This window comes from Pseudarthrobacter sp. Pseusp20 (assembly GCF_059492155.1).
On the sequence record NZ_CP168521.1, the window covers coordinates 1,174,302 to 1,196,804 of the forward strand.

Here is a 22,503-nt window from a genome sequence, read left to right on the forward strand (position 1 = left end):
CAAACCTCGCTGGGAACTTTCGGTATGCCTTAAAACCGGGGCCGATACCGCCCCCGTTGGCCACTCTTCCGGGCGCCGCCACGACTATTGACCCGTCCGCCCGGCGGGTGCTGTGATGAAGGTGTGGCGCATCCTGCGCCCTACCCTAAAGAGCACGTCAGGCGAATAACGGAGGTTGAATCATGAGCACCACCGGACAGCACCCGGACATGCCGCACCTGGACGCCGTGGAAGCGGACCCCGCCTACGATTACGCCGAGGATGCACCGGTAGACGATGCGGACGCGGAGGACGGGGTCCTTGATGAAGGGGAACCGGTGGTCCAGCCGCCACCGATAGTCATCGACGCCGAGGACCGCGAGGTCCCGCTGGATGACGACGAGCCCCGCGACACTGAGGGGTAGGGACCCAGGAGGGTAGGACTTACGACGGCGGCGCCTCCTTGCGCGTGAATGCGAAAGGAGGCGCCGCCGTCGTGCTTAATGCTTGGTCAGGTCAGCGGCCGGCGAGGACTTCCTCGGGCGCTTCTTCCGGCTCCTGGCCGGCAACACGAAGCTGCCAGGCCCGCATGACGGCGGGGTCCGTGGGGCGGGTGAGCAGCGAAGCCGTGATGTAGACAACCGCGGAGGCGATCAGGCCGTAGTAGATGGGCTCGTTGGCGTATATCCCGTCCAGCGGGGCCTTGGCGTTCACTTCCAGGATGATCATGGTGCCGAGGGTGATGACCGACCCGACAGCCATGGACGCGGCGGCAGCAACGCCGGTGCCTCGCTTCCACACCAGGCCGCCCAGGATGGCCACCAGCAGGCCGCCCACCAGGATGTCGTAGGCAATGGTCAGGGCCGCTACCACGTCCTTGGTGATGATGGCGATGACGATGGCCACAATGCCCAGCGCCAGGACCCAGATGCGGTTGGCCTTGACGTCGTGTTCCGGGTTTTCGGTGTCGCCGGTGTTGACGTCCTTGCCGAACCAGCCGGCAACGAACGGCAGGACGTCGGCACGGGCAACGGTGGCGGCGGCGATGAGGGCGCCGGACGCGGTGGACATCATGGCAGCCACGGCGGCGGCCAGGACCAGTCCGCCGATGCCGACGGGGAGCAGGTTCTGGGCCACCTCGGCGTAGACGTCGTCCTTCGCCGCGATCTTGACGTTGGCCAGGGCCACGTTGGCGGCCATGCCGATCAGCGCACCGGCCACGCCGTAGAGGATGCAGTAGATGCCTGCGGTGGCGCCGCCCCAACGGGCCACCCTTGGGGTCTTGGCGGTGAACACGCGCTGCCAGATGTCCTGGCCGATCAGCAGGCCCAGGGTGTAGACGACGAAGTAGGTGATGATCGTCTGGACGCCGATGCCGTCCATCTGGAAGAAGCTGGCATCCACGCGGCTGCGGATCCCGTCGAGGCCGCCCGCGGCGTTCAGGGTGAAGGGGAGCATGAGGAAGAAGATGCCCACCGTCTTGATCACGAACTGGACCTGGTCCGCAAGGGTGATGGACCACATGCCGCCGATGGTGGAGTACACCAGGACGATCGCGCCGCCGATGGCGATGGCCAGCGCCCGGTCCAGGTTGAACAGCACGACGAAGATGGTGGCATAGGCGCCGGTTGACGTGGCGCAGAGCATCAACGTGTACGCGAGCATGACGATGCCGGAGGCTTGGGTGGCCTTGCTCCCGTAGCGGAGGGTGAGCATCTGGGACACGGTGTAGATCTTCAGTTTCTGGATGGTCCCGGCGAAGAGAAGGCTCAGCAGCAGGACGCCGGCGCCAATGGCCACCACCAGCCACATGCCGGAGATGCCGAACTTGTAGCCAAGGCCCACGCCGCCCACCGTGGACGCCCCGCCGAGGACGACGGCGGCCATGGTCCCGGTGTACAGGAACGGTCCCAGGCGACGGCCGGCAACGAGGAAGTCGCTGTTGTTCCTGGTGCGGGATTTGCCCCACCAGCCGAAGGCCAGCATTGCGAGCAGATACACCACCACGATGGCGATGTTGATGGCACTTGCATCCATAGTTGGCTCCTTGGAGCTGTGGGCCGGGTGTGGTGCCGGGGGCGACGGCGCCCGGCACCGCCGCGGACGAACGGAGAGGGGTTCCTGGTATTGCCTTATAGGCAACAGGAGTTTCCAAAGACTAGAGTGTGACGGCTGCAACAGTCAAGGATCGGAACGCCGGTGCCGCTCCCGTGTGGCATGCGCGTGTCACAAAAGCGCCGCAGATTAGTATGGCTCGAGAGTGGAGCCGGACTGCCGGCCATGAAAGGTTCGTAGATGAAGGCACTGCCAGTTGAGCCCAGTAACGTCCCTGTTGCCATCGGCTCAAGGATCCGGGCCGCCCGGCAGTCCCAGCGGCTCACCATCGAGCAGGTTGCCGATGCCACCGGCCTGACAAAGGGTTTCCTCAGCAGGGTGGAGCGGGACCTGACCTCACCGTCGGTGGCCTCACTGGTGACGCTCTGCCAGGTCCTGTCCATTTCCATTGGCGACCTTTTTGCGGCACCCGAGACCCACTTGACCAAGCGGAACGACGGCCCCCGGATTTCGCTCGGCGGCCAGGGCATCGTGGAGCGGCTCCTGACGGCGCGCTCGGAGCGCAGGGTCCAGATCATCCAGGCCGTGATCGAGCCGCACGGCCGCGGCGAGTCCGAGCTCTATGCGGTGGACTGCGACGTGGATGTGCTGCATGTGATCAAGGGGTCCATCAAGCTGATCCTCACCAACGAGGAATACGACCTGAGCACCGGCGACACCGTAACCTTTCCCGGCCGCGAACCCCATACCTGGGCCAACCCCACGGACAAGCCCGTAGAGGTGCTCTGGGTCCTGGTGCCCGCCGCCAGCCGCTGACTTGTCCTCGGGGTTCGGGGGCAGGTTTGGTAAACACCTGATGCTCTAAGGGAAACAGGAGTGTATGATTGCAGTCACACCTGTCCCTTACCTCCTCGAAGGAGAGGCCTCCATTGGAAGAGCTGCGCATTGAAGCCAACGGCAACCTTGGCCCTATCGATTCATCCCGGATTCCCCGCTATGCCGGAGCTGCCACCTATGCCCGTCTTCCCCGCCTGGACCAGGTGGCCAAGGCTGACGTGACCGTGGTGGGGGTGCCGTTCGATTCAGGTGTTTCCTACCGCCCCGGGGCCCGTTTCGGCGCCAACCATGTCCGCGAGGCCAGCCGGCTGCTGCGTCCCTACAATCCCGCCTGGGATGTCAGCCCGTTCGAGAACATCCAGGTGGCCGACGCCGGCGACATGGCCGTCAACCCGTTCCACATCAACGAAGCCATCGAAACCATCCAGCAGAACGCGCTGGACCTCACCGCCGCCGGGAGCAAGCTGTTGACCCTGGGCGGGGACCACACCATCGCGCTGCCGCTGCTGCGGGCCGCTGCCGAGCGCGCCGGCGGGCCCATTGCCATGCTCCACTTCGATGCCCACCTGGACACCTGGGACACCTACTTCGGCGCCGAATACACCCATGGCACGCCCTTCCGCCGCGCGGTGGAGGAAGGCATCCTGGACACTGAAGCCATCAGCCACATCGGCACCCGCGGCCCGCTCTACGGCAAGAAGGATCTCGACGACGACCACCGCTTTGGGTTTGGCATTGTCACTTCAGCGGACGTCTACTATCAGGGCGTGCTGGAAACCGTCGCCAAGGTCCGCGACCGGATCGGCAACCGCCCGCTCTACATCTCGGTGGACATTGACGTCCTGGATCCGGCACACGCACCGGGCACCGGCACGCCGGAAGCAGGCGGCATCACTAGCCGCGAACTCCTGGAGATCATCCGCGGCTTCCGCGGCATGAACCTGGTGGGGGCCGACGTCGTTGAAGTAGCGCCCGCCTACGACCATGCCGAAATTACCGGTGTTGCCGCCAGCCACGTGGCGTACGAACTGGTGACCCTCATGGCGGACAATGCCGTTCCCGGGAGCCGCTTCGGAGCCGAAACGGGCTACCAGGCGCAGGCCCTGGGCCAGGAGGCCCGCCGTCCCGCCGGCTTCGCCGCGGCCACCAAGGAGTAGGGCGGTGACCGAACTGGCGGCACCCGCCCCCGCGGAGGGAAGGGGTGCCCGCAATGGCGGGGACCTCGTCGTCGAGACCCTCGAAGCGTTGGGTGCCAAGACGGTGTTCGGCATCCCGGGGCAGCATGCCCTGGGACTGTTCGACGCGATGGGACGCGGCAACCTGCACTTCGTCTCCTCCCGGATCGAGAACAACAGCGCCTTTGCCGCGGACGGCTACTCCCGCGCCACCGGGGAAGTGGGCGTGCTGTTCCTGTCCACCGGCCCCGGCGCGCTGACGTCCCTGGCCGGCCTACAGGAGGCTTACGCCACGGGTGTGCCCATGGTGGTGGTGGCCAGCCAGATTCCCCTGGAGGGGCTGGGTGCCCGGCGCAAGGGCATGCTGCACCAGCTTGATGACCAGAAGGCGTCGGCGGCGAACGTAACCAAGAGCCAGCGCCTGATCCAGCATGCCTCGGGCATCCCGTCCGCCATCCAGGACGCCTGGACCGAGGCCATCTCCTCACCGCAGGGCCCGGTCTGGCTGGAGATTCCGCAAAACGTGCTGCTGGATCCCATCATGGTGCCTCCAGTGGAGGATGCCTTGGCGGAGGCAGCGGACAACCCGCCGCGGATCGAACTGGTGCGGGAGGCCGTGAAGTGGCTGGAAGCAGCCAGGCGCCCGGCAATCATTGCAGGAGGCGGCACCCGCCGCGGCAAGGCGGAGAAGTCCCTGCTGTCCATCGCGGAGAAACTCCGCGCTCCCGTGATTTGCACGCCGGGCGGCAATGGCGCGTTCCCCTGGAACCACGAGTTGTCCCTCCAGGCCTGGATCGAGGACCGCTACATGACCGACGTCCTGGAGGACGCCGACGTCCTGGTGGTGATCGGCTCCTCGCTGGGCGAGGTGACGTCCAACTACTTCACGTTCGAACCACGCGGGCGGATCATCCAGATCGACGCCGAACCGCGGGTGCTGGAATCCAACCGGCCTGGCCTTGGCATCCGTGCCGACGCCGGGCAGGCGCTCGCAGCTCTTGATGAAGCACTGCAGCCCGGCAGGGCCGCGGCCCCGGACTGGCATGGCGCCACGCCGGAGTCGCTGGTGCAGGAATCGCTCGCCAAGGTCCGTGCCCGGCTGGAATCCCAGGACCTGGGCAAGGAACTGAAGTTCATGGCCGACATCCGCGAGGCCGTGCCGGCGGACATGCAGACCTTCTGGGACATGACCATCGCCGCCTACTGGGGCTGGTCCTGCTGGGACGCGCGGCAGGGGCAGTTCCACTCAGCCCAGGGCGCCGGCGGCCTGGGCTTCGCGTTTCCCGGCGCCATTGGAGCGGCCGTGGGATTGGAAACCCAGGGGAGGCCGGGCCGGGTACTCGCCGTGTCCGGCGATGGCTCCTCGATGTATTCCATCGCCGAACTGGCTACGGCGAAACAGCACAACGTGCCGGTCACCTGGCTGATCGTGGACGACGGCGGCTACGGCATCCTGCGTGAATACATGGTGGGTGCCTTCGGCAAGGCAACCGCTACCGAACTGGCCCGCCCGGACTTCGTCAGGCTTGCCGAGTCCTTCGGCATTCCCGCCACCCGGGTTGCCCCGGAGGATGTGGGGGACGCGCTGAAGGCGGGCTTCGCCGGGGACGGGCCCAACGTCGTCGTGGTTGAGACGCTTTTGAAGATGTTCGGGCCCACCCACCTGGGCGACTGATGTAGCCAATAACGCTCACACGCTCCCTCACTTCTGCCACAACGGCTGAAGTGGGGGAGCGTGTGTGTTTAAGCGCCAGCGGCAACAACTTCGTTTCCCTAAGCAACCTTTTCCTGATACAGTTGCTTGCAGCAACTAATTCTTTAGGGAGGATCATGTCTGTCGCACCGGCCACTGCAGCCGACCTCGTCAGCAACATCTATGACCTCCAGCGCGCATTGCGCTGCGTCACCATGATCAACATCAAGGGCCAGGACACGGGCATCGCCCTCCAGGGCGTGCTCAAGTTCATCGGCGAAGGGGAGACCCGTGCCGCGCACCTGGCTGAGCGGCTGGGGGTCAGCCCTCCGGTGCTGAGCCGGCATGTGGCGGAGCTGGCGGACGCGGGCCTGGTGGTCCGCACCCCGGATCCGGACGACGGCCGGGCCCAGCTGTTGGCACTCTCCCCGCGCGGCAAGGAAAAGCTTGCGGAGTTGGTGCGGCACCGGGCGGAGACCCTGCAGGCCTACCTCGCCGACTGGAACGAGGACGACGCCGTGGCAACAGCCGCGATGCTGAGCAAGCTCACCACATCCCTGAAGAATTCCATCCGGGCAAGGGCGGCCGGAACCACCATTGAACACGAAACGCAGGAGTCCATTAATGGCTAACGTCACCGCCGCCGCGGACCAGGAACAGGAGCGCCAGCGCCAACGCAGCGCCAAACAGGAGTCGCGGCAATCCAAGCGCCACGAACCCGGCGCACCCATGAACCACCGGCAGATCATGGAGGCCCTGACCGGTCTCCTCGCTGCCTTCTTTACCGCAATCCTCAGCAGCACCATCGTGGCCAACGCGCTGCCCACCATCATGTCCGAGCTCAAGGGCACCCAGACCGACTTCGCGTGGGTCATCACAGCCGCGCTGCTGGCCAACGCAGCAACCACCCCCATCTGGGGCAAGCTCGCCGACCTCTTCGACAAAAAGGTCCTGGTCCAGCTCAGCATCGTGATTTTCGTGGCCGGCTCGGTGATGGCAGGCTTCTCCGAAAACATCCCGTTCCTGCTCACCGCCCGCGTGATCCAGGGCATCGCCATGGGTGGGCTGACTGCCCTGGCCCAGGCGATCATCGGCTCCATCATTCCGCCGCGTGAACGCGGCAAGTACTCCGGCTACATGGGTGCCGTCATGGCCGTCGGTACCGCCGGCGGACCGCTGCTGGGCGGCTTCATCGTGGACAGCTCGCTTGGCTGGCGCTGGACGTTCTTCGTCTGCGTGCCGCTCGCCGTCGTCGCCCTGATCCTGCTCCAGGTCACGCTCAAGGTTCCGCACATCAAGCGCCCGGCCAAGATCGACTGGCTCGGTGCCATCCTGCTCACCTCCGGCGTCAGCCTGCTCCTGGTCTGGGTCTCCTTCGCAGGCAAAGCCGACTATTACGACTGGTGGTCCTGGCAGACCGCGGTAATGGTGGGCGGCGGCGTCCTCCTGCTCGCACTGCTGGTCCTGGTTGAATCCAAGGTCTCGCAGCCGATCATCCCGCTGAAGATCATCTCCGAACGCACCACCGCGCTGGCCATCGTGGCATCCGTTGCCGTGGGCGTGGCCATGTTCGGCTCCTCCACCTTCCTGGGCCAGTACTACCAGGTGGCCCGCGGCGCCACGCCCACCGAGGCGGGCCTGCTGACCCTGCCCATGATCGCCGGCAACCTGGTCGGTTCCGTCCTGTCCGGCCAGCTGATCAGCCGCTACGGCAAGTGGAAGCGCTTCCTGATCGGCGGCACCGTCCTGCTGATCGGCGGCCTGGCGCTAGCCGGAACCATGGACCACACCACCGAACTCTGGCTGACCGGCCTTTATACCGGCATCTTCGGCATCGGCCTGGGCATGCTGATGCAGAACCTGGTCCTCGCCGTGCAGAACACGGTCCAGGCCAAGGACATCGGTTCCGCGAGTGCCTCCGTCGCGTTCTTCCGCTCGGTGGGCGGCGCCATCGGCGTGTCCGTCCTGGGCGCCGTCATGGCCAACCACGTCAAGGACCTGGCCACCGATGGACTGTCGAAGCTGGGCATCCAGGCTTCCGGCAACAGCGGCGCCAGCATGGACCTCAAGGACCTGCCCGCACCGGTCGCGGACATCATGCGGGCGGCCTACGGTGACGCGACTGCCGGCATCTTCATGATTTCCGCGGTCGTGAGCGCGGTTGCCCTCATCGCCGTGATCTTCATCAAGGAGGTGCCGCTGCGCAGGACCGTGGACATCACCCCCGAGGCCACACTGCAGGCCAACGCCGCCGGCGAAGCCGGAATGACCGCCATGACCGGCCAGCTGCCCGTGGTCCCGCCGGCCGGGAACGCCCCCGGGAACGGACTGCCCGCAAGGAGTGCCACACCTGCAGGGCTGGGTTCAGCGCCGGCCAAGATGTACGACGGCGGTGCTGCCGCTGCTGCCGCGGCTTCCGGGCGGGTGGCCACGGAGGACTTCGAGGAAGTCTTCGCCAGGAGCTTCCGTTCCGAAGGGCTGGACCTGCGCTCTGCCGACACGATGGACAAGGCTGCCGACGCGGTGGCCAGCGCCGCCGCCACCCTGCAGAAACTGCAGGACACCCAGCACCTGCTGGCCCGCCAGCAGGCGGAACTGGGCGGCCTGGTGCTGGACATCCAGGAACAGCTGCGCTCCCAGCAGGACGTGGCGGCCAGGCAGGCGGCCACCGCGGCAGAGCTCAGCAGGATGCAGCGCAAGCTCCTGAAGGAGCGAAAGATCCAGGCAGCGGCCGCGCTGTACCTGGCAGGGCGCGGGAAGCACAGTGCCGCAGCGCCTGACGCACCGTCAGCCGATGCCCTGTCAGCCGATGCCCTGTCAGCCGAGGCTCCGTCCGCCGGGGCCGGCTCCTAGCAGCGCCTGGCAGGCCATCGACAGCAGGGCGCGGCCCCCCGCACCGGCAACACCAACGCCGCAGCCCGCACCGGGAAGACACTTCCCGGTGCGGGCTGCGGCTTCTACTGCGGACTGCGGGGAATGCCGCTGCCCATGGTGCCCCCGTAGACTGGCCCTCCACCAGTGGCTCCGGCCGGAAAACCTGCTTCCAAGGGGACCCAATGTCGGTGGGCATCACTAGAGTTGAGTCCATGCTCCTCACCCTTATACGGCGCTACTCCAAACCGTATTTGCCGTACATCCTGGCTGTCCTCGTTTTCCAGCTCGCGTCCACCATTGCCGCCCTGTATCTGCCCAGCCTGAATGCGCAGATCATTGACGAAGGGGTGGCCCGCGGAGACACCGATTTCATCTGGCGCACCGGTGCAGTGATGCTCCTGGTGGCCTTCGCCCAGATAGCTGCGGCCATTGCCGGCGTCTACTTCGGCTCCAGGACGGCCATGGCGGTGGGCCGCGACCTGCGCCGCGCGGTGTTCCGCAAAGTCACCAGCTTCTCCGCCAAGGACGTCAACGCGTTCGGCGCTCCCACGCTCATCACCCGCGGCACCAACGATGTCCAGCAGGTGCAGATGCTCCTGCTGATGGCGCTGAACTTCATGGTCGCCACCCCCATCATGTGCATCGGCGGCATCATCATGGCGCTGCGTGAGGACATCAACCTCTCCTGGCTGGTGTGGGTGTCCGTCCCGCTGCTGGCCGTGGTGGTGGGGTACCTGGTGGTCCGCCTCATGCCGCTGTTCCGCTCCATGCAGCGGAAGATCGACCGGATCAACGCCGTCCTGCGCGAACAGATCATCGGTATCCGCGTGGTCCGGGCCTTCGTCCGCGAACCGTATGAGACGGACCGGTTCGGTGGCGCCAATAAGGAACTCACGGACGTCTCCCTCCGCATCGGCGCCCTGTTCGTCCTGATGTTCCCGGCCATCAGCATGATCCTGCATCTGTCCACTGCCGCTGTGCTGTGGTTTGGCGGGCAGCGGGTGGACGCCGGTGCCATGCAGGTGGGTTCGCTGACCGCATTCCTGCAGTACCTGCTGCAGATCCTGATGGCCGTCATGATGGGCACGTTCATGGCCATGATGATCCCGCGCGCCTCAGTCTGTGCTGACCGCATCGGCGAGGTGCTCGGCGTCGAACCTTCCATCCACGACCCCGAGCGTCCCGAAGCCCCGGCCTCCCTGCAAGGCGTGGTTGAGTACCGCAACGTCACGTTTGCCTACCCGGGAGCCGAGTCCCCGGTGCTTAGCAACATCAGCTTCACTGCACGCCCCGGCCAGACCATCGCCATCATTGGGTCAACCGGTGCCGGCAAAACGTCCCTCCTTTCCCTCCTGCCGCGGTTGTACGACGCCGCAGAAGGCCAGGTGCTGCTTGACGGCGTCCCGGTGGACAGGCTGGACCGCGCGGAGATCACCAAACGCGTCGCCCTGGTGCCGCAGCGTCCCTACCTGTTCTCCGGCACCATCGGGCACAACCTCCGGTTCGGCAAGACCGAGGCGACCGACCAGGAACTGTGGGATGCGCTCCGGACAGCCCAGGGTGAATCATTTGTCCGGGAAAAGAAGAACGGACTCGATTCCCGGATCTCGCAGGGCGGCACCAACGTCTCCGGCGGCCAGCGCCAGCGCCTGTGCATCGCCCGCGCGCTGGTGACCAAACCGCGCGTCTACCTGTTTGACGACTCCTTCTCCGCCCTGGACGTTGCCACCGACGCCCGGCTCCGTGCCGCCCTCAAACGCACCACCTCGGACGCCACGGTGATCATCGTGGCCCAGCGGATCTCCACCATTACCGAGGCTGACCAGATCCTGGTCCTGGACAACGGGCGGATCGTTGACCGTGGAACCCATGAGGAACTGTTGGAAACCTCACCCACCTACCAGGAAATCGTTGAATCCCAGCTGAGTGTGGAGGAAGTGGCATGAGCCCGCGCAAGAAGGACTCCAGTCCCGTGGAAGAGACGCCAATGTCCGTCCAGCCGCCCGCGGGGGAGGCACAACCGGGCGCAGGGCAGCCGGAGGATGACGACTACGTCGAAGAGGAGTTCCAGCCCACCGAAGCCGACGGCGGCATGTTCGGTGCCATGCCGGCCAAGAAAGCCGAGCATTTCTGGCCGTCTGCCAAACGTCTCATGGGGCTGCTGAAGCCCGAAGCGCTGGGCATCTATGCCGTGGTGGGCCTGGTGGTCATCTCCGTGGTCCTCAACGTCATCGCCCCCAAGATCCTGGGCCAGGCCATGGACGTGATCTTCGCCGGGGTGGTTGGCAAACAACTTCCCGCCGGGGCCAGCAAGGAGCAGTTCGTTGCCGGCCTCCGGCAGCAGGGGCAGGACAACTTTGCGGACATGGTGGCCCGCATGGAACTTGTGCCCGGCACCGGCATCAACTTCGACAAGCTCACCATGCTCATCGCCATCGTGCTGCTCATGTACTTCGTGGCGAACATCTTCATGTGGCTGCAGGGGTACGTGCTGAACCGGATCGTCATGAAGGTCATCCGGCGGCTGCGTGATGACACCGAGGCCAAGCTGAACCGGCTTCCCCTGAACTACTTCGACACCCGGCAGCGCGGCGACGTGCTGTCCCGGGTGACCAACGACGTCGACAACATCCAGCAGGCACTCCAGCAGGCCTTCGCCCAACTGGTCAATTCCGTGCTGAGCGTGGTGGGCATCGTGATCATGATGTTTATCGTCTCCTGGCAGCTGGCCCTGATTGCCCTGATCGCGCTTCCGCTGTCCGGGGTGGCCGCTGGCCTGATCGGAGTCCGGAGCCAGAAGCTCTTTGCTGCCCAGTGGAAGAACACCGGGTCATTGAACGGCCAGATCGAGGAGTCCTTTTCCGGGCACGACCTGGTCCGCGTCTTCGGCCGCGATGCGGACATGCTGGCCCGGTTCGAGGAACGCAACGAGGCCCTTTACAAGGCAAGCTTTGGGGCGCAGTTCGTGTCCGGAATCATCTTCCCCGTCATGCAGTTCGTCTCCTACTTGAGCTACGTGGGCATCGCAGTGGTGGGCGGCCTGCGGGTGGCATCCGGCGCCATGTCCCTGGGTGATGCCACCGCGTTCATCCAGTACTCCCGTGAGTTCACCCAGCCCCTGGGCCAGATGGCGGGCATGGCCAACATGCTGCAGTCCGGCGTGGCATCCTCCGAGCGCGTCTTCGAATTCCTGGACGCCGACGAACAGGACGCCGAGACCGCCACCGAACACCTGCCGCCGAAGACCGACGGGCATGTGGACTTCCGGAACGTTACCTTCAGCTACACCCCGGACAAGCCGCTCATCGAGAACCTGTCCTTCACGGCAGAGCCCGGCAACACAGTGGCGATTGTGGGGCCCACGGGCGCCGGCAAGACCACGCTGGTGAACCTGGTTATGCGGTTCTACGAGCTCAACGCCGGCTCCATCATGCTCGACGGCGTGGACATTACGCACCTCAGCCGCTCCGAGCTGCGCTCCAAAGTGGGTATGGTCCTCCAGGACGCGTGGCTGTTCGGCGGCTCCATCTACGACAACATCCGCTACGGCAACCTCAACGCCACGCACGAGCAGGTGATGGCCGCCGCGAAGGCCACCTTCGTGGACCGCTTCGTGCGGGCCCTGCCCGAGGGCTACAACACCGTGATTGACGAGGAGGGCAACAACGTCAGCGCCGGCGAGAAACAGCTCATCACCATCGCCCGTGCTTTCGTGGCGAACCCCTCGCTGCTGATCCTGGACGAGGCCACCAGTTCCGTGGACACCCGCACCGAACTCCTGGTGCAGAAGGCCATGGCCGCGTTGCGCTCGGACCGCACGAGCTTCGTCATCGCCCACCGGCTCTCCACCATCCGCGATGCCGATACCATCCTGGTCATGGAAAACGGACAAATCGTGGAACAGGGCAACCACCAGGTGCTGCTCGACGCCCGGGGCGCCTACCACCGCCTCTACATGTCACAGTTCGCGGGTGCAGATGCCGGAGAAGTACCGGTGGACGATTCGACGGCGGTGCGCAGCTGAGCGCCCAGCAGGCCGAGGCAGCCCAGCGGCTGCAGCGGCAGGAAGACGGACGGGAGGCCGCGGAAGGGGCCGGGCCGGACGGCGGTAAGCGCATTGAGGTCCTGGTGCCGATGCGCTGGGGAGACATGGACGCCTACGGCCATATCAACAATGTCCAGATCGTCAGGATGCTGGAGGAGGCGAGGATCGCCGCCTTCGGGCCGCCCCGGGGCGCGGGTCTGCCCGGTGTGGAGCCGCCGGTATCGCTGTTCAACGACGTTCCGGCCGGAACCATGGCGCTGGTAGTGGATCACAAGATCCGCTACGTCCGGACGCTGGAGTACCGCAACATTCCGGCGGTGGTGCAGCTCTGGATCGGCGCCGTCAAGGGAGCCAGCTTCGATATCCACTACCTGCTCCAGGACCCCGTCACCCGCGAGGACTGCGTGAAGGCGAGCAGCCACCTGGCGTTCGTGGACGAAACGACCGGCCGGGTGCAGAGACTCAGCCAGGAACAAAAGGAACGGATGGCCCCCTACAGGCAGTAAGCCTCTGGACAGGGCCGGTCTGGACACACTGGACTGGAACAACCAGCGAACGGTGAAAGGAAGCCCCGATGGCTAAAAACAAGATGGCTAAAAACAAGATGGCAAAGAACAAGACCCATGGCCGCCGGAACAAGAAGACATGGAAGGAAATGTCCCCATCCGGCAGGGCGGGCATCATCCTTACCGCGATCATGCAGGTGTCCCTGCTGGTTGCCGCCCAACGGGACATCTCGCGCAGGCCCGCCGAGCTGATTAACGGCCCAAAGGCTGTTTGGCGGGCGGCCTCGTTCATCAATTTCATCGGCCCCATGGGGTACTTCGTCTTCGGCAGGAAGCGGCCCGCCACCGGCATTTAGCCCGGCATGGCGGATGGGCGGCCGGACGGTTTGGAGCGGCCGCCCAGCTTGACCCTGTAAATTTGGAGGCATGACCCCCACTGCCACTGTTGCCATGACCCGCGCCCTCGGCATCTCCAAGGAGATCGAGGATGCGGCGTGGTTCGTGCTGGGGCCCGGTCTCCAAGGCAAGGCTTCACCCCTGGACGGCCGCACCCGGACCTGGTCGGTTCCGGCGGCCGCGGAGTTGCTCGACCGCCTGGACCGGGGCATCGCCGACTCCAAGGCCCCGATGATGACCAACCTCCGCGAGAACTTGGAGGGCGCCACCCGCGGGGCCAAGCAGTTGGCCGTGGAGCTGCTGTTCCTGCAGTCGCTTCCGCTGGCCCACGAAGTGAAGTCGTTGAAGGTCAAGCGCGCCCGCGTGGCCGAGGCCGCGGGCTGGCTTGAGCCGCCGCTGGAGCTTCCCGAGGAGCTGTACGCCGGCATGACGGACCACGGCGTGATCCGCGATCGGACCGCCGAATTCAACTGGACCATCTGGGACCACCTGAAGTGGCTGTGCCGGTTTGTGCAGAACGTGGCGCAGCGGCCGGCAAGCGTGGTGCAGGCGGCCATCAAGGACCCCGTGCAGTTCCACCGCCTCGCTGCATCAACTCCCGACGATCAGCCCGCCATCCGCCGCAGCATTGAGTTCCTGGCCTGGCCCAGCTACTTCGAGCCGGTGGTGGCGGACGTGGAGCGGCAGGAAATCCGGGACGCGTTCGCGTCGCTGGTGGGCGGGGCCAACGGCGACAGCGAAGAGGACATCACGGCGGACATCCACCGCATCCGGCTGCACCTGGACGAGCAGGCGGGCCAGCGCACGGACTGGTACTCCCGCCAGCTGGTCAGCCAGTGGCGCAAAGTGGGCGACCCCGGCCGGCGGGCCTGGCTGCTCCGCACGCACAGCGACCACGCCGAGCTGCTCACGGCCTGGCACGGCGAGGAAAAGGTGACCCTCGACGTCGAACATCTCCGGCACCTGGACCCCGGCGTCACCGCCGGCCTGGTCCAGCACGCCGTGGACGAGGACTACAAACACCTGGGCTACGTGGAACGCGAGGACACCAAGACTGCGGTGTTTGCCTTCCTGACCGTCATGAAACCGGGTGATCTGGTGCTCTACCAGCACGCCGGAACTGTCCGGCTGGGCGGCGTGCTGGGGGAGCCCGAGTACAACGACGACAACCGCCGGCTGCGGCGCAAGGTGCGCTGGTTCGACGACGGGCACACCACCACCAGCCTTCCCCGGCACGTCCAGCGCCAGCTCGCCACCCCCGGCATCGTGGTGGACGTGACCCGGGTGGTCCAGGCGCTGCAGGCGCTGCTGCCTGCCGAGGCGGAAACCGAGCCCGACGGCGACACTGACGGTGCCGCCGTCGTCCAGCCTGTCCAGGAGGGCTTCCGCCCGCTGACGCAGGAATTCGCGGCGTCGCTGCACATGGAGCTGGAACCGCTCCAGGAGATCGCGGACCTGCTGGAGGAGAACCGCCAGCTGGTCCTCTACGGCCCTCCGGGCACCGGCAAGACCTACCTGGCCAAGCACCTCGCCGCCGAGCTGGCGGACGACACCACCGACGAGCGCGTCAAGCTGGTCCAGTTCCACCCGTCCTATGCCTACGAGGACTTCTTCGAGGGCTACCGGCCGGACAAGACGGACGAGGGCCAGGTGTCCTTCAAGCTGGTGGCTGGCCCGCTGCGCAGGCTGGCGGAGGAAGCCGCCAAGCCCGGGAACGAGAAGAAGCCGTACTTCCTGATCATCGATGAGATGAACCGCGCCAACCTGGCCAAGGTGTTCGGCGAGCTGTACTTCCTGCTGGAATACCGCGACGACCGGATCTACCTGCAGTACAGCCCCAACGAACCGTTCACGCTGCCGGACAACCTCTACATCATCGGCACCATGAACACTGCGGACCGCTCCATCGCCATGATGGACGCAGCCATCCGCCGCCGGTTCTCCTTCATTGAGCTGCACCCGCAGACCGAGCCGGTTAACGGCTCCCTGCTCCGGTTCCTGCAGGCCCGGCAGCTGGACACCACCCCGGCGCTGCTGCTGGATGCGCTGAACGGTGCCATCGACGAGTGGGACCGGGACCTGATGATCGGGCCGTCCTACTTCATGAAGCCAGCGGCCCAAACCCCGGCCGGGCTCCGCCGGATCTGGAAGTATGAGCTGATGCCGCTGCTGGAGGAGCACTACCACGGCCAGCTCACGCGGGCACAGCTGGAGGAGCGCTTCGGGCTGGACCAGCTGCTGGGACGCGTTGCAGCGCGCTGATCCCCGGGCGTCCGTGCGGCACCTGGTCCTGGACGAGCTGTCAGGCGGCCTGGTGGAACGGCTGGACGCGCCAAGTGCTTCCTTCCTGAACTCCAGCGGGCTGGCCAAGGCATCCCCCATGGGCATGGGGCTGTACAGGATTGAACCAGTGGGCAAGGTGGGCTCCGTCCGGACCCCCACGCTCCAGCTGGACGTCCGGCCCAAGGACAGGCTGGGGCTCAGCCGGCTCCTCTTCCTCCTCAGCTATGCGGGGGATCAGGGCTTCCGGCCGGACCTGGTGGCCGCTGACGAGGACCGTGACCTGTGGAGCGCCCTGGCCGAGTCGCTGGCGCAGCTGGCCGAAGGGGCCCTGGGCCGTGGTGTCCTGCAGGGCTACCTCACCGTGGACGAGTCGCTGCGGACGGTCAAGGGACGCATCCGGATTTCGGACCAGATCTCCCGCCGTCCCGGGATGCTGGTTCCCCTGGAGGTCTCCTACGACGAGTTCACCGAGGACATCGCGGAAAACCGGATCCTGCGCGCTGCGCTGGAGCGGATGGGGCAGGTGCCGGGGGTACGGCCGGAGGTGCTGGGCAGGCTGCGGCAGCTGAAGGGAAAGCTCGACGCCGTCACGCGCCTTCCGTCCGGGGCGCCGGTGCCGCCGTGGAAGCCCACCAGGATGAACCTGCGCTACCACGCCGTGCTGCGCCTGGCGGAGCTGATCCTGCGCAACGCGTCCGCGGAAGCGGGGGAGGGCAGGCAGCGGACGGCCTCGTTCGTGGTGGACATGGCCCAGGTGTTCGGGGACTTCGTGGGAACCGCACTGCGGGCGGCGATGGCCGCGTATCCGGGGGAGCTTCGGCTGCGGTACAACGCCCTCCTCAGCGAGGCGGTGCGCGACTCGGACCGCCTGTCCGTGCGCCCGGATGCTGTCCACCTGCTGGGTGGGCGGCCGGTGGTGGCGTACAACGCCAAGTACCGGGCCGCGTCGGACGCCGGTGCGTCCCTCACCGCAGACCATTACCAGATGCTGGCGCACTGCACGGCGCTGGCCGTACCCACCGCCTGGCTCGTCTATGCCGGCAAGGGCGAAATGAAACTCCGCCGCATCCTTAACACCGATATCGACATCGTGGAGTTCCCGCTGGATCTCAGCCAGCCGCCGTCGGCCATCCTTGCCTCCGTCAGGGACCTCGTCCGCCAGTCCTGGGGCGAGGTGGTTTCCCACCCGCGTCCTGCCCCCGCAGGCCCGGCCAGGTAACCCCGTGGGCGCGGGGCCGCTACACCGGCACCCGGAACATGAAGGTGGTCCCTTCACCCAGCGTGCTGTCGACGCCGATGGTGCCGCCATGTGCCTCGACGATCGCCTTGCTGATGGGCAGGCCCAGGCCCACGCCGGGGATGGCGGTGCGGCGGACGCTGCTGGTGCGGAAGAACTTGGCGAACACTTCGGAGGCGTCCTCCGGGCTCATCCCCATGCCGGTGTCGGTGACGCGGCAGGCCACGTGGCCGTCCTCCTGCGCCAGCGACACCACCACCTCGCCGCCGTCCGGGGAGTACTTGATGGCATTGGACACCAGGTTGTCCAGGACCTGGGAGATCCGGGCGCTGTCCACGTGAGCTTCCAGGCGCTCCGGGGTTTCGGCCCGCAGTTCGACGCCGGCGGCGGCGGCCCGCGGCATCGCGGAGGAGACGCTGCTGCGCACGAGTTCGGCCACATCGACGGCGTGGGGCGTGACGATCAACTGGCCGTTCCTGCTGGACAGCAGGTCCGACACCAGGGTCAGGAGCCGCTCGGAGTTCCGGCGGATGATCTCCAGCATCTCGCGCTGCGGCCCTTCCAGCTCATCGGCCAGCAGGATCTCCACGTACCCGAGGATGGAGGTCAATGGCGTGCGGAATTCGTGGGAGACGCTGGAGACGAAGTCGTCCTTGGCGGTGAGCGCGTTCACCAGGTCCGTGACGTCGCTGAAGACGATGACAGAGCCGCCGAGGTTGCCATCGGAATCCTTCATGGCGCGTGCCGTCGTGACAAAGGCCCGCTGTTCTTTCCCCTCGCCCAGCCAGACGAGGTAATCGGTGAAGGTTTCCCCCAGGACGGCCCGGCGGACCGGCCGCTCCTCCACGGCGACCAGCGTCTTGCGGTCAGGGCCGAAGACCAGCAGCTGTGACTCGTTGGGGTCCGCGATATTCTTTGGCCTGGCCAGTTCATGGTTGGCGCGCTGTTTCCGGTTCATCAGGACGTCGTGGCCGTCGGCGTCGACGGCAAGGACGCCCAGGTGCACGGTTTCCAGCACGGTGTTTAACAGGGCCTCCTGGCGCTTGCTGATGCGCAGGTTGGCCCGCAGCTGCTCGTCTTTTTCCTCCAGCTGCGTCTGCTGGCGCATCATGCTCAGGGTCAGGACGCTCACTGAGACGCCAATGCCCAGCATCATGACCGGCAGCAGGAGCGACCGGGCAAAGTCCTGTGGCGTGTAGTTTCCCTTCAGGAGCAACGGCACCCAGATAATGGCCAGCGGTCCCAGGAAGGAGAGCCACAAGGCGGCCCGCGGGTAGTAGCCCGACGCGCAGAGCCAGATGACCGGGAACACGGCCAGCAGGCTGATACCCGCGAGGCTTTCCTGTCCGCCCTCCCGGCCGGCGGCGATCGAGATGAAGTCCAGCAGGGGGATGGCCAGGAAGCTGGTGTAGGGCAGGCGCTCCCAGGGGATGAGGTAGCACAGCGCCATGATCGCCAGCTGGGAGATGAGGAACGTGACGAAAAGGGGGTTGTCCATGGTGTCCGGGAAGAACGCCCAGACCAGCAGGGCCGTCAGGATGGTGGTCACGAACAACGGCATCTGGCTCATGGCCACCCGGTCCGTCAGCCGGTACTCGTGAAAGGGCCGCTTGAAAAACCGCAGCCGTCCGGAGGACCAGGCTGTGGGGTCGCTCATGGGGTGGAAGACGCGGATGTGGGGGTTTGCAGGGCCATACCAGCAGGATATCCGCAGCCAGCTATACTTCTGACGTTGGCACTGAGGGGGCTCTATGAGTGAGGCACGTGTGGGTCTGGTCATCGAGGATGACCACGACATTCGGGAACTGGTTCGCACTGTGCTGACCCAGGCTGGATTCGACGTCTCGGTCGCCAGCGGCGGCGCGGAGGGCGTCCTGATGGCAAAGAGCCTGAATCCTGACGTCATCACCCTGGACCTGGGGTTGCCGGACATCGACGGATTCGAGGTGTCGCGGCAGATCCGCGAGTTTTCGGATGCCTACATCGTGATGCTCACGGCCCGCACCGAGGAACTGGACACCCTGATCGGGCTCGAATCGGGTGCGGACGACTACCTCACCAAACCGTTCCGGCCGCGCGAATTGCGCGCCCGCGTCGCGGCCATGATGCGGCGGCCACGCTCCGTTCCCGACCCCGGCGAGGTAACGGTGGATGCTTCCCAAGACGGAACCGCCCACCCCGAGCGTGGAAACTTCAGCCACAACGGGCTGGAGCTTAGCTACGCGTCCCGCACGGTGGCCGTCGACGGCAAAGAGATGAACCTGACCCGCACGGAGTTCGAACTCCTGTACGCGCTCCTGGAAGCCGGCCGGACGGTCCGGACCAAGTCCGACCTGGTGCGCAGGCTTCGGGATGAGGATTACGACGTCGGCAGTTACATCAGCGAGGCCGACGAACGTTCCGTCGAGGTCCACATGGGAAACCTGCGCAAAAAGCTGGGCGACTCGCCGCAGCAGCCGCGGTGGCTGCAAACAGTCCGCGGAGTGGGTTATCGCTTGGCGCCCGGGCAGCACTGAGCCTGCAGCCGGTGCGTGGTTTGCCTGCTGCACTGGGTGATGGGCCGCAGGTACGCGGCTGCCAGCCTGGGCAATGCCACCGTCATGTCAGCGTGTCGCGCCTCGGCCCGGATCTCGTTCTCCAGTTCCAGGGCAAGCCCCGCCAGCCGCTCGGCTCCAACCATCTGGCTTGAGGTCTTCAAGCTGAGGACGGCATCCATCGATCCGTCGAGGTCTCCGGTGGTCAGGGCAAGCCGCAAACGGGCCAGCCGTTGTGGCAGGTACTCGATGAAGTTCCCCACGAAGACCCTGCTGTAGCCTTCTTCCTCCTCAAGCTCTTCCCGCAGCCGGTCCAGGACGGACTGGTCTACCAGCGGCCTGGGCGCATCATCTGAAGTGCTCATGACACTCCTTTCTGCTGGAATTGCTGACTCGGAAAACAGGGTGGTAATGCGGAGGTGCTTTGTCTTTTTTCAGGTTAGGACCGTTCCCTTTACCTTGCAGAAGACTCGGCAAGAATTGTGGTTTTCTTGATGGGAGTGCGGTTTGCTGCCCATAGGATCAAGGCCAGTGCTTTCCGCATTGACGTCAACAGCGGCCCAAAACCGCCTTCAATCTGGGGATAGATTGCCGTGTTCCGAACGCTCAGGACCTTATTTGCCGCGCTCTTAATCGTGGCTGGTTTGGCCGTGTCCATAATCCAGCCGGCCAGCGCAGCCACTTCACCTCAAGTTACGCTCAACCCGGCTTCCGGTCCGGCCGGTTCCGCGGTGACCGTTACCGGAACAGGGTTCAAGGTCTCCACTACCGGGACAGTGATTGTGGGTTCCACGACCTTCGCGTTCCAGACCACATCGACGGGTGCTTTCAGTACGGGGATAACCATTCCAGCGGCGTCAACCGGAAACCTCACCATCACTGCCAAGACCTCGTCCATCAAGGCTTCCGCGATTTTCGTGGTTCAGGCTGCCCCGGCTCCATCACCAGCGCCCGCCCCGCAGCCGCCCACAGTCAGCACGGCTCCCTTGCGCTTCGGAGTGGCAACCGCCGGGGGAGCGCTGGCCGGCACCGAGCTTGACGAGGTGGCCACCCTTGCAGGGGAAAGTCCCTCGATGGTCATGATCTACAAGGATTTCCTGCAGTCGCCGCCAATCACCGAGATGGATGCGGTGCGCTCGCGGGGTGCCACGCCCCTGGTGACCTGGGAGCCGTGGGCCTGGGGCGGCGGGGTGGAACAGCCGGCCTATTCGCTTGACCGGTTGGCTGCCGGTGACTTCGACGCAAATATCACCCAGTGGGGCCAGTCGCTGGCGGCCTGGGGCAAGCCGGTCATGCTGCGCTTTGCGCACGAGATGAACGGCAACTGGTACCCGTGGGCCGAGGGCGTCAACGGCAACCAGCCCGGAGACTATGTGGCCGCCTGGCGTCATGTGCACGACGTTGTCGCCGCGACGGGTGCCGCCAATGTCCAGTGGGTTTGGTCCCCGAACGTGCCCTACTGGGGCTCGACCGACCTGGCCGGCCTGTACCCGGGGGCAGGTTACGTGGACATCGTGGCGCTGGACGGCTACAACTGGGGCACGTCCCAAACCTGGAGCAGCTGGGTTTCCCCGATGGATCTCCTTGGCCCCGGCATCTCCCAGCTCCGCACCCTGGCACCCGGAAAACCCGTCCTGATCGCGGAGACAGCGTCCAGTGAGTTGGGTGGTTCCAAAGCCGCCTGGAACACGGACCTGGTGTCTTATCTGGCCGCGCAGCCGGACGTGATGGGCTTCGTCTGGTTCCATCTGCAGAAGGAAACGGACTGGCGCATCAACAGCAGTGACTCGTCGGCATCCGCCTTCAAGTCCGCCCTGTTGGCCCGGAGAAGCTAGGGGATAGGGGATAGCCGCTCCGAAACTGTCAGTGGCGTGCTGCCTGATCGCGGCAACCCGTTCATCCTGCCTCGCCAGGATCAAGGACAGTGCTGGCAGCGGCTTAAGATTTCCTCAAGAATTCCTGCGTCAGCCGCCGGCGTCCAGGAAGTTCACCAACTGGGTTTCGAGGGCTGAACGGTCCTTCAGCTCGCACTCCCAGACTGTCAGCACTTCCCAGCCGGCGTCTTCCAACTGCCGGCGCTGACCTTCGTCGCGCTCTCGCGTCCGGATGCGTTTGGCGGCCCAGAACTCGGCGTTGGTTTTCGGAGCGTGCAGGCCCACCCTGCAGTCATGGAAATGCCAGAAGCAGCCGTTGACGAAGATCACCTTGTGCCGGGCGGCGAAGACGAGATCCGGATTTCCCGGAAGTTTGGTGCCGCCGGACCTGCCGTGCAGGCGGTACCGATAGCCCTTGGCGTGGAGCAACCTGCGGACGAGAAGCTCGGGTTTGGTGTTCTTGCCGCGGATCCGGGACATGTTCCAGCTGCGCTGCTCGGGGGTGAGCTTGTCTGCAGTGGACCTGTCCGCCATCCTTCCAGTCTAGGAGCGGTTAGATCTCCCGTTCCGGCTGTTCGCCGAACACGAAGTGCCGGCCACTGACGGACTTCGGTTCGATCTCCACGTAGAAGTCCTTGAGTGTTGGAACCCAGGTCTTCAGGCCAAGCTCCTCAATGGCTGCGAGCTCATCCGAATTGCTGAGCACACGCGCTGTGCCCCTCAGGACAACCGACCAGGCCTCCTGCGAGAGGATGCCGTCGGTCTCGAACAGCACCTGGGCGTTGATGGTCAGTTGCGCGAGTTTGTTTCCCGGCGCCGTGCGCAGGTAGACCTTCCGGTTTGAGGTCACGTAATTCACCGGGAAAATGTCCGGTTCCCCCGCAACAGAAACCACCAGCCGCCCGTGCTGCGTTGCCGCCAGCAGGCGCCAGGACTGCTCGTCATCGAGTTCCAGGACGGGATTGCCGTCCGCGTGTTCAAACATCATGCGGCCATTGTTCTACTCGCAGTAGAA

At 65.6% G+C, this 22,503-nt stretch carries 19 protein-coding genes; 14 read left to right on the forward strand and 5 right to left on the reverse strand.

The annotated features are described in order from the left end of the window. Window positions 1-182: 182 nt before the first annotated feature. Window positions 183-404, forward strand: a complete 222-nt coding sequence (locus tag ACEN9K_RS05595; RefSeq protein ID WP_018769599.1) for a hypothetical protein — start codon at window positions 183-185, stop codon at window positions 402-404. A 91-nt stretch (window positions 405-495) separates the two neighbouring features. Here the strand turns inward: ACEN9K_RS05595 and ACEN9K_RS05600 are convergent, their stop codons facing one another. Next, a complete protein-coding gene (locus tag ACEN9K_RS05600) occupies window positions 496-2,016 on the reverse strand; it encodes a sodium:solute symporter family protein (RefSeq protein ID WP_018769600.1) in 1,521 nt (506 codons plus the stop codon). A gap of 258 nt (window positions 2,017-2,274) precedes the next feature. On the opposite strand from ACEN9K_RS05600, the gene ACEN9K_RS05605 reads away from it, so the two are divergent. The 11 genes from ACEN9K_RS05605 (at window position 2,275) to ACEN9K_RS05655 (ending at window position 17,062) form a co-directional block, all read left to right on the forward strand. Beyond that, a complete protein-coding gene (locus tag ACEN9K_RS05605; RefSeq protein ID WP_488315035.1) occupies window positions 2,275-2,850 on the forward strand; it encodes a helix-turn-helix domain-containing protein in 576 nt (191 codons plus the stop codon). 113 nt (window positions 2,851-2,963) lie between these two features. Further along, window positions 2,964-4,028, forward strand: a complete 1,065-nt coding sequence (gene speB, locus ACEN9K_RS05610) for an agmatinase (protein WP_018769602.1) — start codon at window positions 2,964-2,966, stop codon at window positions 4,026-4,028. Between the two features lie 4 nt (window positions 4,029-4,032). Then, a complete protein-coding gene (locus ACEN9K_RS05615) occupies window positions 4,033-5,721 on the forward strand; it encodes a thiamine pyrophosphate-binding protein (RefSeq protein ID WP_144601266.1) in 1,689 nt (562 codons plus the stop codon). Between the two features lie 155 nt (window positions 5,722-5,876). Beyond that, window positions 5,877-6,371 carry a MarR family winged helix-turn-helix transcriptional regulator gene (locus ACEN9K_RS05620; RefSeq protein WP_018769604.1) on the forward strand — a complete coding sequence of 165 codons (495 nt, stop codon included), beginning with the start codon at window positions 5,877-5,879 and terminating at the stop codon, window positions 6,369-6,371. Continuing rightward, window positions 6,364-8,592 carry an MDR family MFS transporter gene (locus ACEN9K_RS05625; protein ID WP_134165618.1) on the forward strand — a complete coding sequence of 743 codons (2,229 nt, stop codon included), beginning with the start codon at window positions 6,364-6,366 and terminating at the stop codon, window positions 8,590-8,592. Before ACEN9K_RS05620 ends, ACEN9K_RS05625 begins: the two co-directional genes overlap by 8 nt. Window positions 8,593-8,825: 233 nt before the next feature. Next, window positions 8,826-10,559: an ABC transporter ATP-binding protein gene (locus ACEN9K_RS05630; protein ID WP_223995117.1), complete on the forward strand. Its 1,734-nt coding sequence runs from the start codon at window positions 8,826-8,828 to the stop codon at window positions 10,557-10,559. A 41-nt stretch (window positions 10,560-10,600) separates the two neighbouring features. After that, on the forward strand, window positions 10,601-12,637 hold the full coding sequence (locus ACEN9K_RS05635; RefSeq protein WP_056389187.1) for an ABC transporter ATP-binding protein: 2,037 nt from the start codon (window positions 10,601-10,603) through the stop codon (window positions 12,635-12,637). A gap of 110 nt (window positions 12,638-12,747) precedes the next feature. Next, a complete protein-coding gene (locus ACEN9K_RS05640; RefSeq protein ID WP_018769608.1) occupies window positions 12,748-13,164 on the forward strand; it encodes an acyl-CoA thioesterase in 417 nt (138 codons plus the stop codon). A gap of 98 nt (window positions 13,165-13,262) precedes the next feature. After that, window positions 13,263-13,520, forward strand: coding sequence for a PLDc N-terminal domain-containing protein (locus ACEN9K_RS05645; protein WP_026265820.1), 258 nt, complete (start codon window positions 13,263-13,265; stop codon window positions 13,518-13,520). A 70-nt stretch (window positions 13,521-13,590) separates the two neighbouring features. Beyond that, window positions 13,591-15,822 (forward strand): McrB family protein, encoded by a 2,232-nt coding sequence (locus ACEN9K_RS05650; protein WP_495635329.1) that lies wholly within the window; start codon window positions 13,591-13,593, stop codon window positions 15,820-15,822. Beyond that, on the forward strand, window positions 15,809-17,062 hold the full coding sequence (locus ACEN9K_RS05655) for an McrC family protein (protein WP_223993942.1): 1,254 nt from the start codon (window positions 15,809-15,811) through the stop codon (window positions 17,060-17,062). The genes ACEN9K_RS05650 and ACEN9K_RS05655 overlap by 14 nt, the downstream gene beginning before the upstream one ends. A 19-nt stretch (window positions 17,063-17,081) precedes the next feature. Here ACEN9K_RS05655 and ACEN9K_RS05660 read toward each other — a convergent pair whose 3' ends face one another. Then, window positions 17,082-18,737 (reverse strand): sensor histidine kinase, encoded by a 1,656-nt coding sequence (locus ACEN9K_RS05660; protein WP_223993944.1) that lies wholly within the window; start codon window positions 18,735-18,737, stop codon window positions 17,082-17,084. A 94-nt stretch (window positions 18,738-18,831) separates the two neighbouring features. Between ACEN9K_RS05660 and ACEN9K_RS05665 the strand changes: the two genes are divergently transcribed. After that, window positions 18,832-19,596 (forward strand): response regulator transcription factor, encoded by a 765-nt coding sequence (locus ACEN9K_RS05665; protein WP_026265822.1) that lies wholly within the window; start codon window positions 18,832-18,834, stop codon window positions 19,594-19,596. Here the strand turns inward: ACEN9K_RS05665 and ACEN9K_RS05670 are convergent. After that, window positions 19,569-19,979 carry an Hpt domain-containing protein gene (locus tag ACEN9K_RS05670; RefSeq protein WP_018769614.1) on the reverse strand — a complete coding sequence of 137 codons (411 nt, stop codon included), beginning with the start codon at window positions 19,977-19,979 and terminating at the stop codon, window positions 19,569-19,571. The genes ACEN9K_RS05665 and ACEN9K_RS05670 overlap by 28 nt on opposite strands. Window positions 19,980-20,207: 228 nt before the next feature. Between ACEN9K_RS05670 and ACEN9K_RS05675 the strand changes: the two genes are divergently transcribed. Continuing rightward, window positions 20,208-21,449, forward strand: coding sequence for a glycosyl hydrolase (locus ACEN9K_RS05675; RefSeq protein WP_495635330.1), 1,242 nt, complete (start codon window positions 20,208-20,210; stop codon window positions 21,447-21,449). A gap of 129 nt (window positions 21,450-21,578) precedes the next feature. Here ACEN9K_RS05675 and ACEN9K_RS05680 read toward each other — a convergent pair whose 3' ends face one another. Next, complete coding sequence (locus ACEN9K_RS05680) at window positions 21,579-22,022, reverse strand: very short patch repair endonuclease (protein ID WP_223993948.1); 444 nt, start codon at window positions 22,020-22,022, stop codon at window positions 21,579-21,581. 19 nt (window positions 22,023-22,041) lie between these two features. Beyond that, window positions 22,042-22,476 (reverse strand): pyridoxamine 5'-phosphate oxidase family protein, encoded by a 435-nt coding sequence (locus ACEN9K_RS05685; protein ID WP_026265824.1) that lies wholly within the window; start codon window positions 22,474-22,476, stop codon window positions 22,042-22,044. Window positions 22,477-22,503 lie beyond the last annotated feature (27 nt).

Coding starts and splice junctions, on each gene's coding strand:
- ACEN9K_RS05645 (WP_026265820.1), top strand. CDS start 13,263: ATGGCAAAGAACAAGACCCATGGCCGCCGGAACAAGAAGACATGGAAG.
- ACEN9K_RS05635 (WP_056389187.1), top strand. CDS start 10,601: ATGTCCGTCCAGCCGCCCGCGGGGGAGGCACAACCGGGCGCAGGGCAG.
- ACEN9K_RS05640 (WP_018769608.1), top strand. CDS start 12,748: ATGCGCTGGGGAGACATGGACGCCTACGGCCATATCAACAATGTCCAG.
- ACEN9K_RS05620 (WP_018769604.1), top strand. CDS start 5,877: ATGTCTGTCGCACCGGCCACTGCAGCCGACCTCGTCAGCAACATCTAT.
- ACEN9K_RS05670 (WP_018769614.1), bottom strand. CDS start 19,979: ATGAGCACTTCAGATGATGCGCCCAGGCCGCTGGTAGACCAGTCCGTC.
- ACEN9K_RS05665 (WP_026265822.1), top strand. CDS start 18,832: ATGAGTGAGGCACGTGTGGGTCTGGTCATCGAGGATGACCACGACATT.
- ACEN9K_RS05600 (WP_018769600.1), bottom strand. CDS start 2,016: ATGGATGCAAGTGCCATCAACATCGCCATCGTGGTGGTGTATCTGCTC.
- ACEN9K_RS05630 (WP_223995117.1), top strand. CDS start 8,826: ATGCTCCTCACCCTTATACGGCGCTACTCCAAACCGTATTTGCCGTAC.
- ACEN9K_RS05595 (WP_018769599.1), top strand. CDS start 183: ATGAGCACCACCGGACAGCACCCGGACATGCCGCACCTGGACGCCGTG.
- ACEN9K_RS05660 (WP_223993944.1), bottom strand. CDS start 18,737: ATGAGCGACCCCACAGCCTGGTCCTCCGGACGGCTGCGGTTTTTCAAG.
- ACEN9K_RS05605 (WP_488315035.1), top strand. CDS start 2,275: ATGAAGGCACTGCCAGTTGAGCCCAGTAACGTCCCTGTTGCCATCGGC.
- ACEN9K_RS05650 (WP_495635329.1), top strand. CDS start 13,591: ATGACCCCCACTGCCACTGTTGCCATGACCCGCGCCCTCGGCATCTCC.
- ACEN9K_RS05625 (WP_134165618.1), top strand. CDS start 6,364: ATGGCTAACGTCACCGCCGCCGCGGACCAGGAACAGGAGCGCCAGCGC.
- ACEN9K_RS05680 (WP_223993948.1), bottom strand. CDS start 22,022: ATGGCGGACAGGTCCACTGCAGACAAGCTCACCCCCGAGCAGCGCAGC.
- ACEN9K_RS05685 (WP_026265824.1), bottom strand. CDS start 22,476: ATGATGTTTGAACACGCGGACGGCAATCCCGTCCTGGAACTCGATGAC.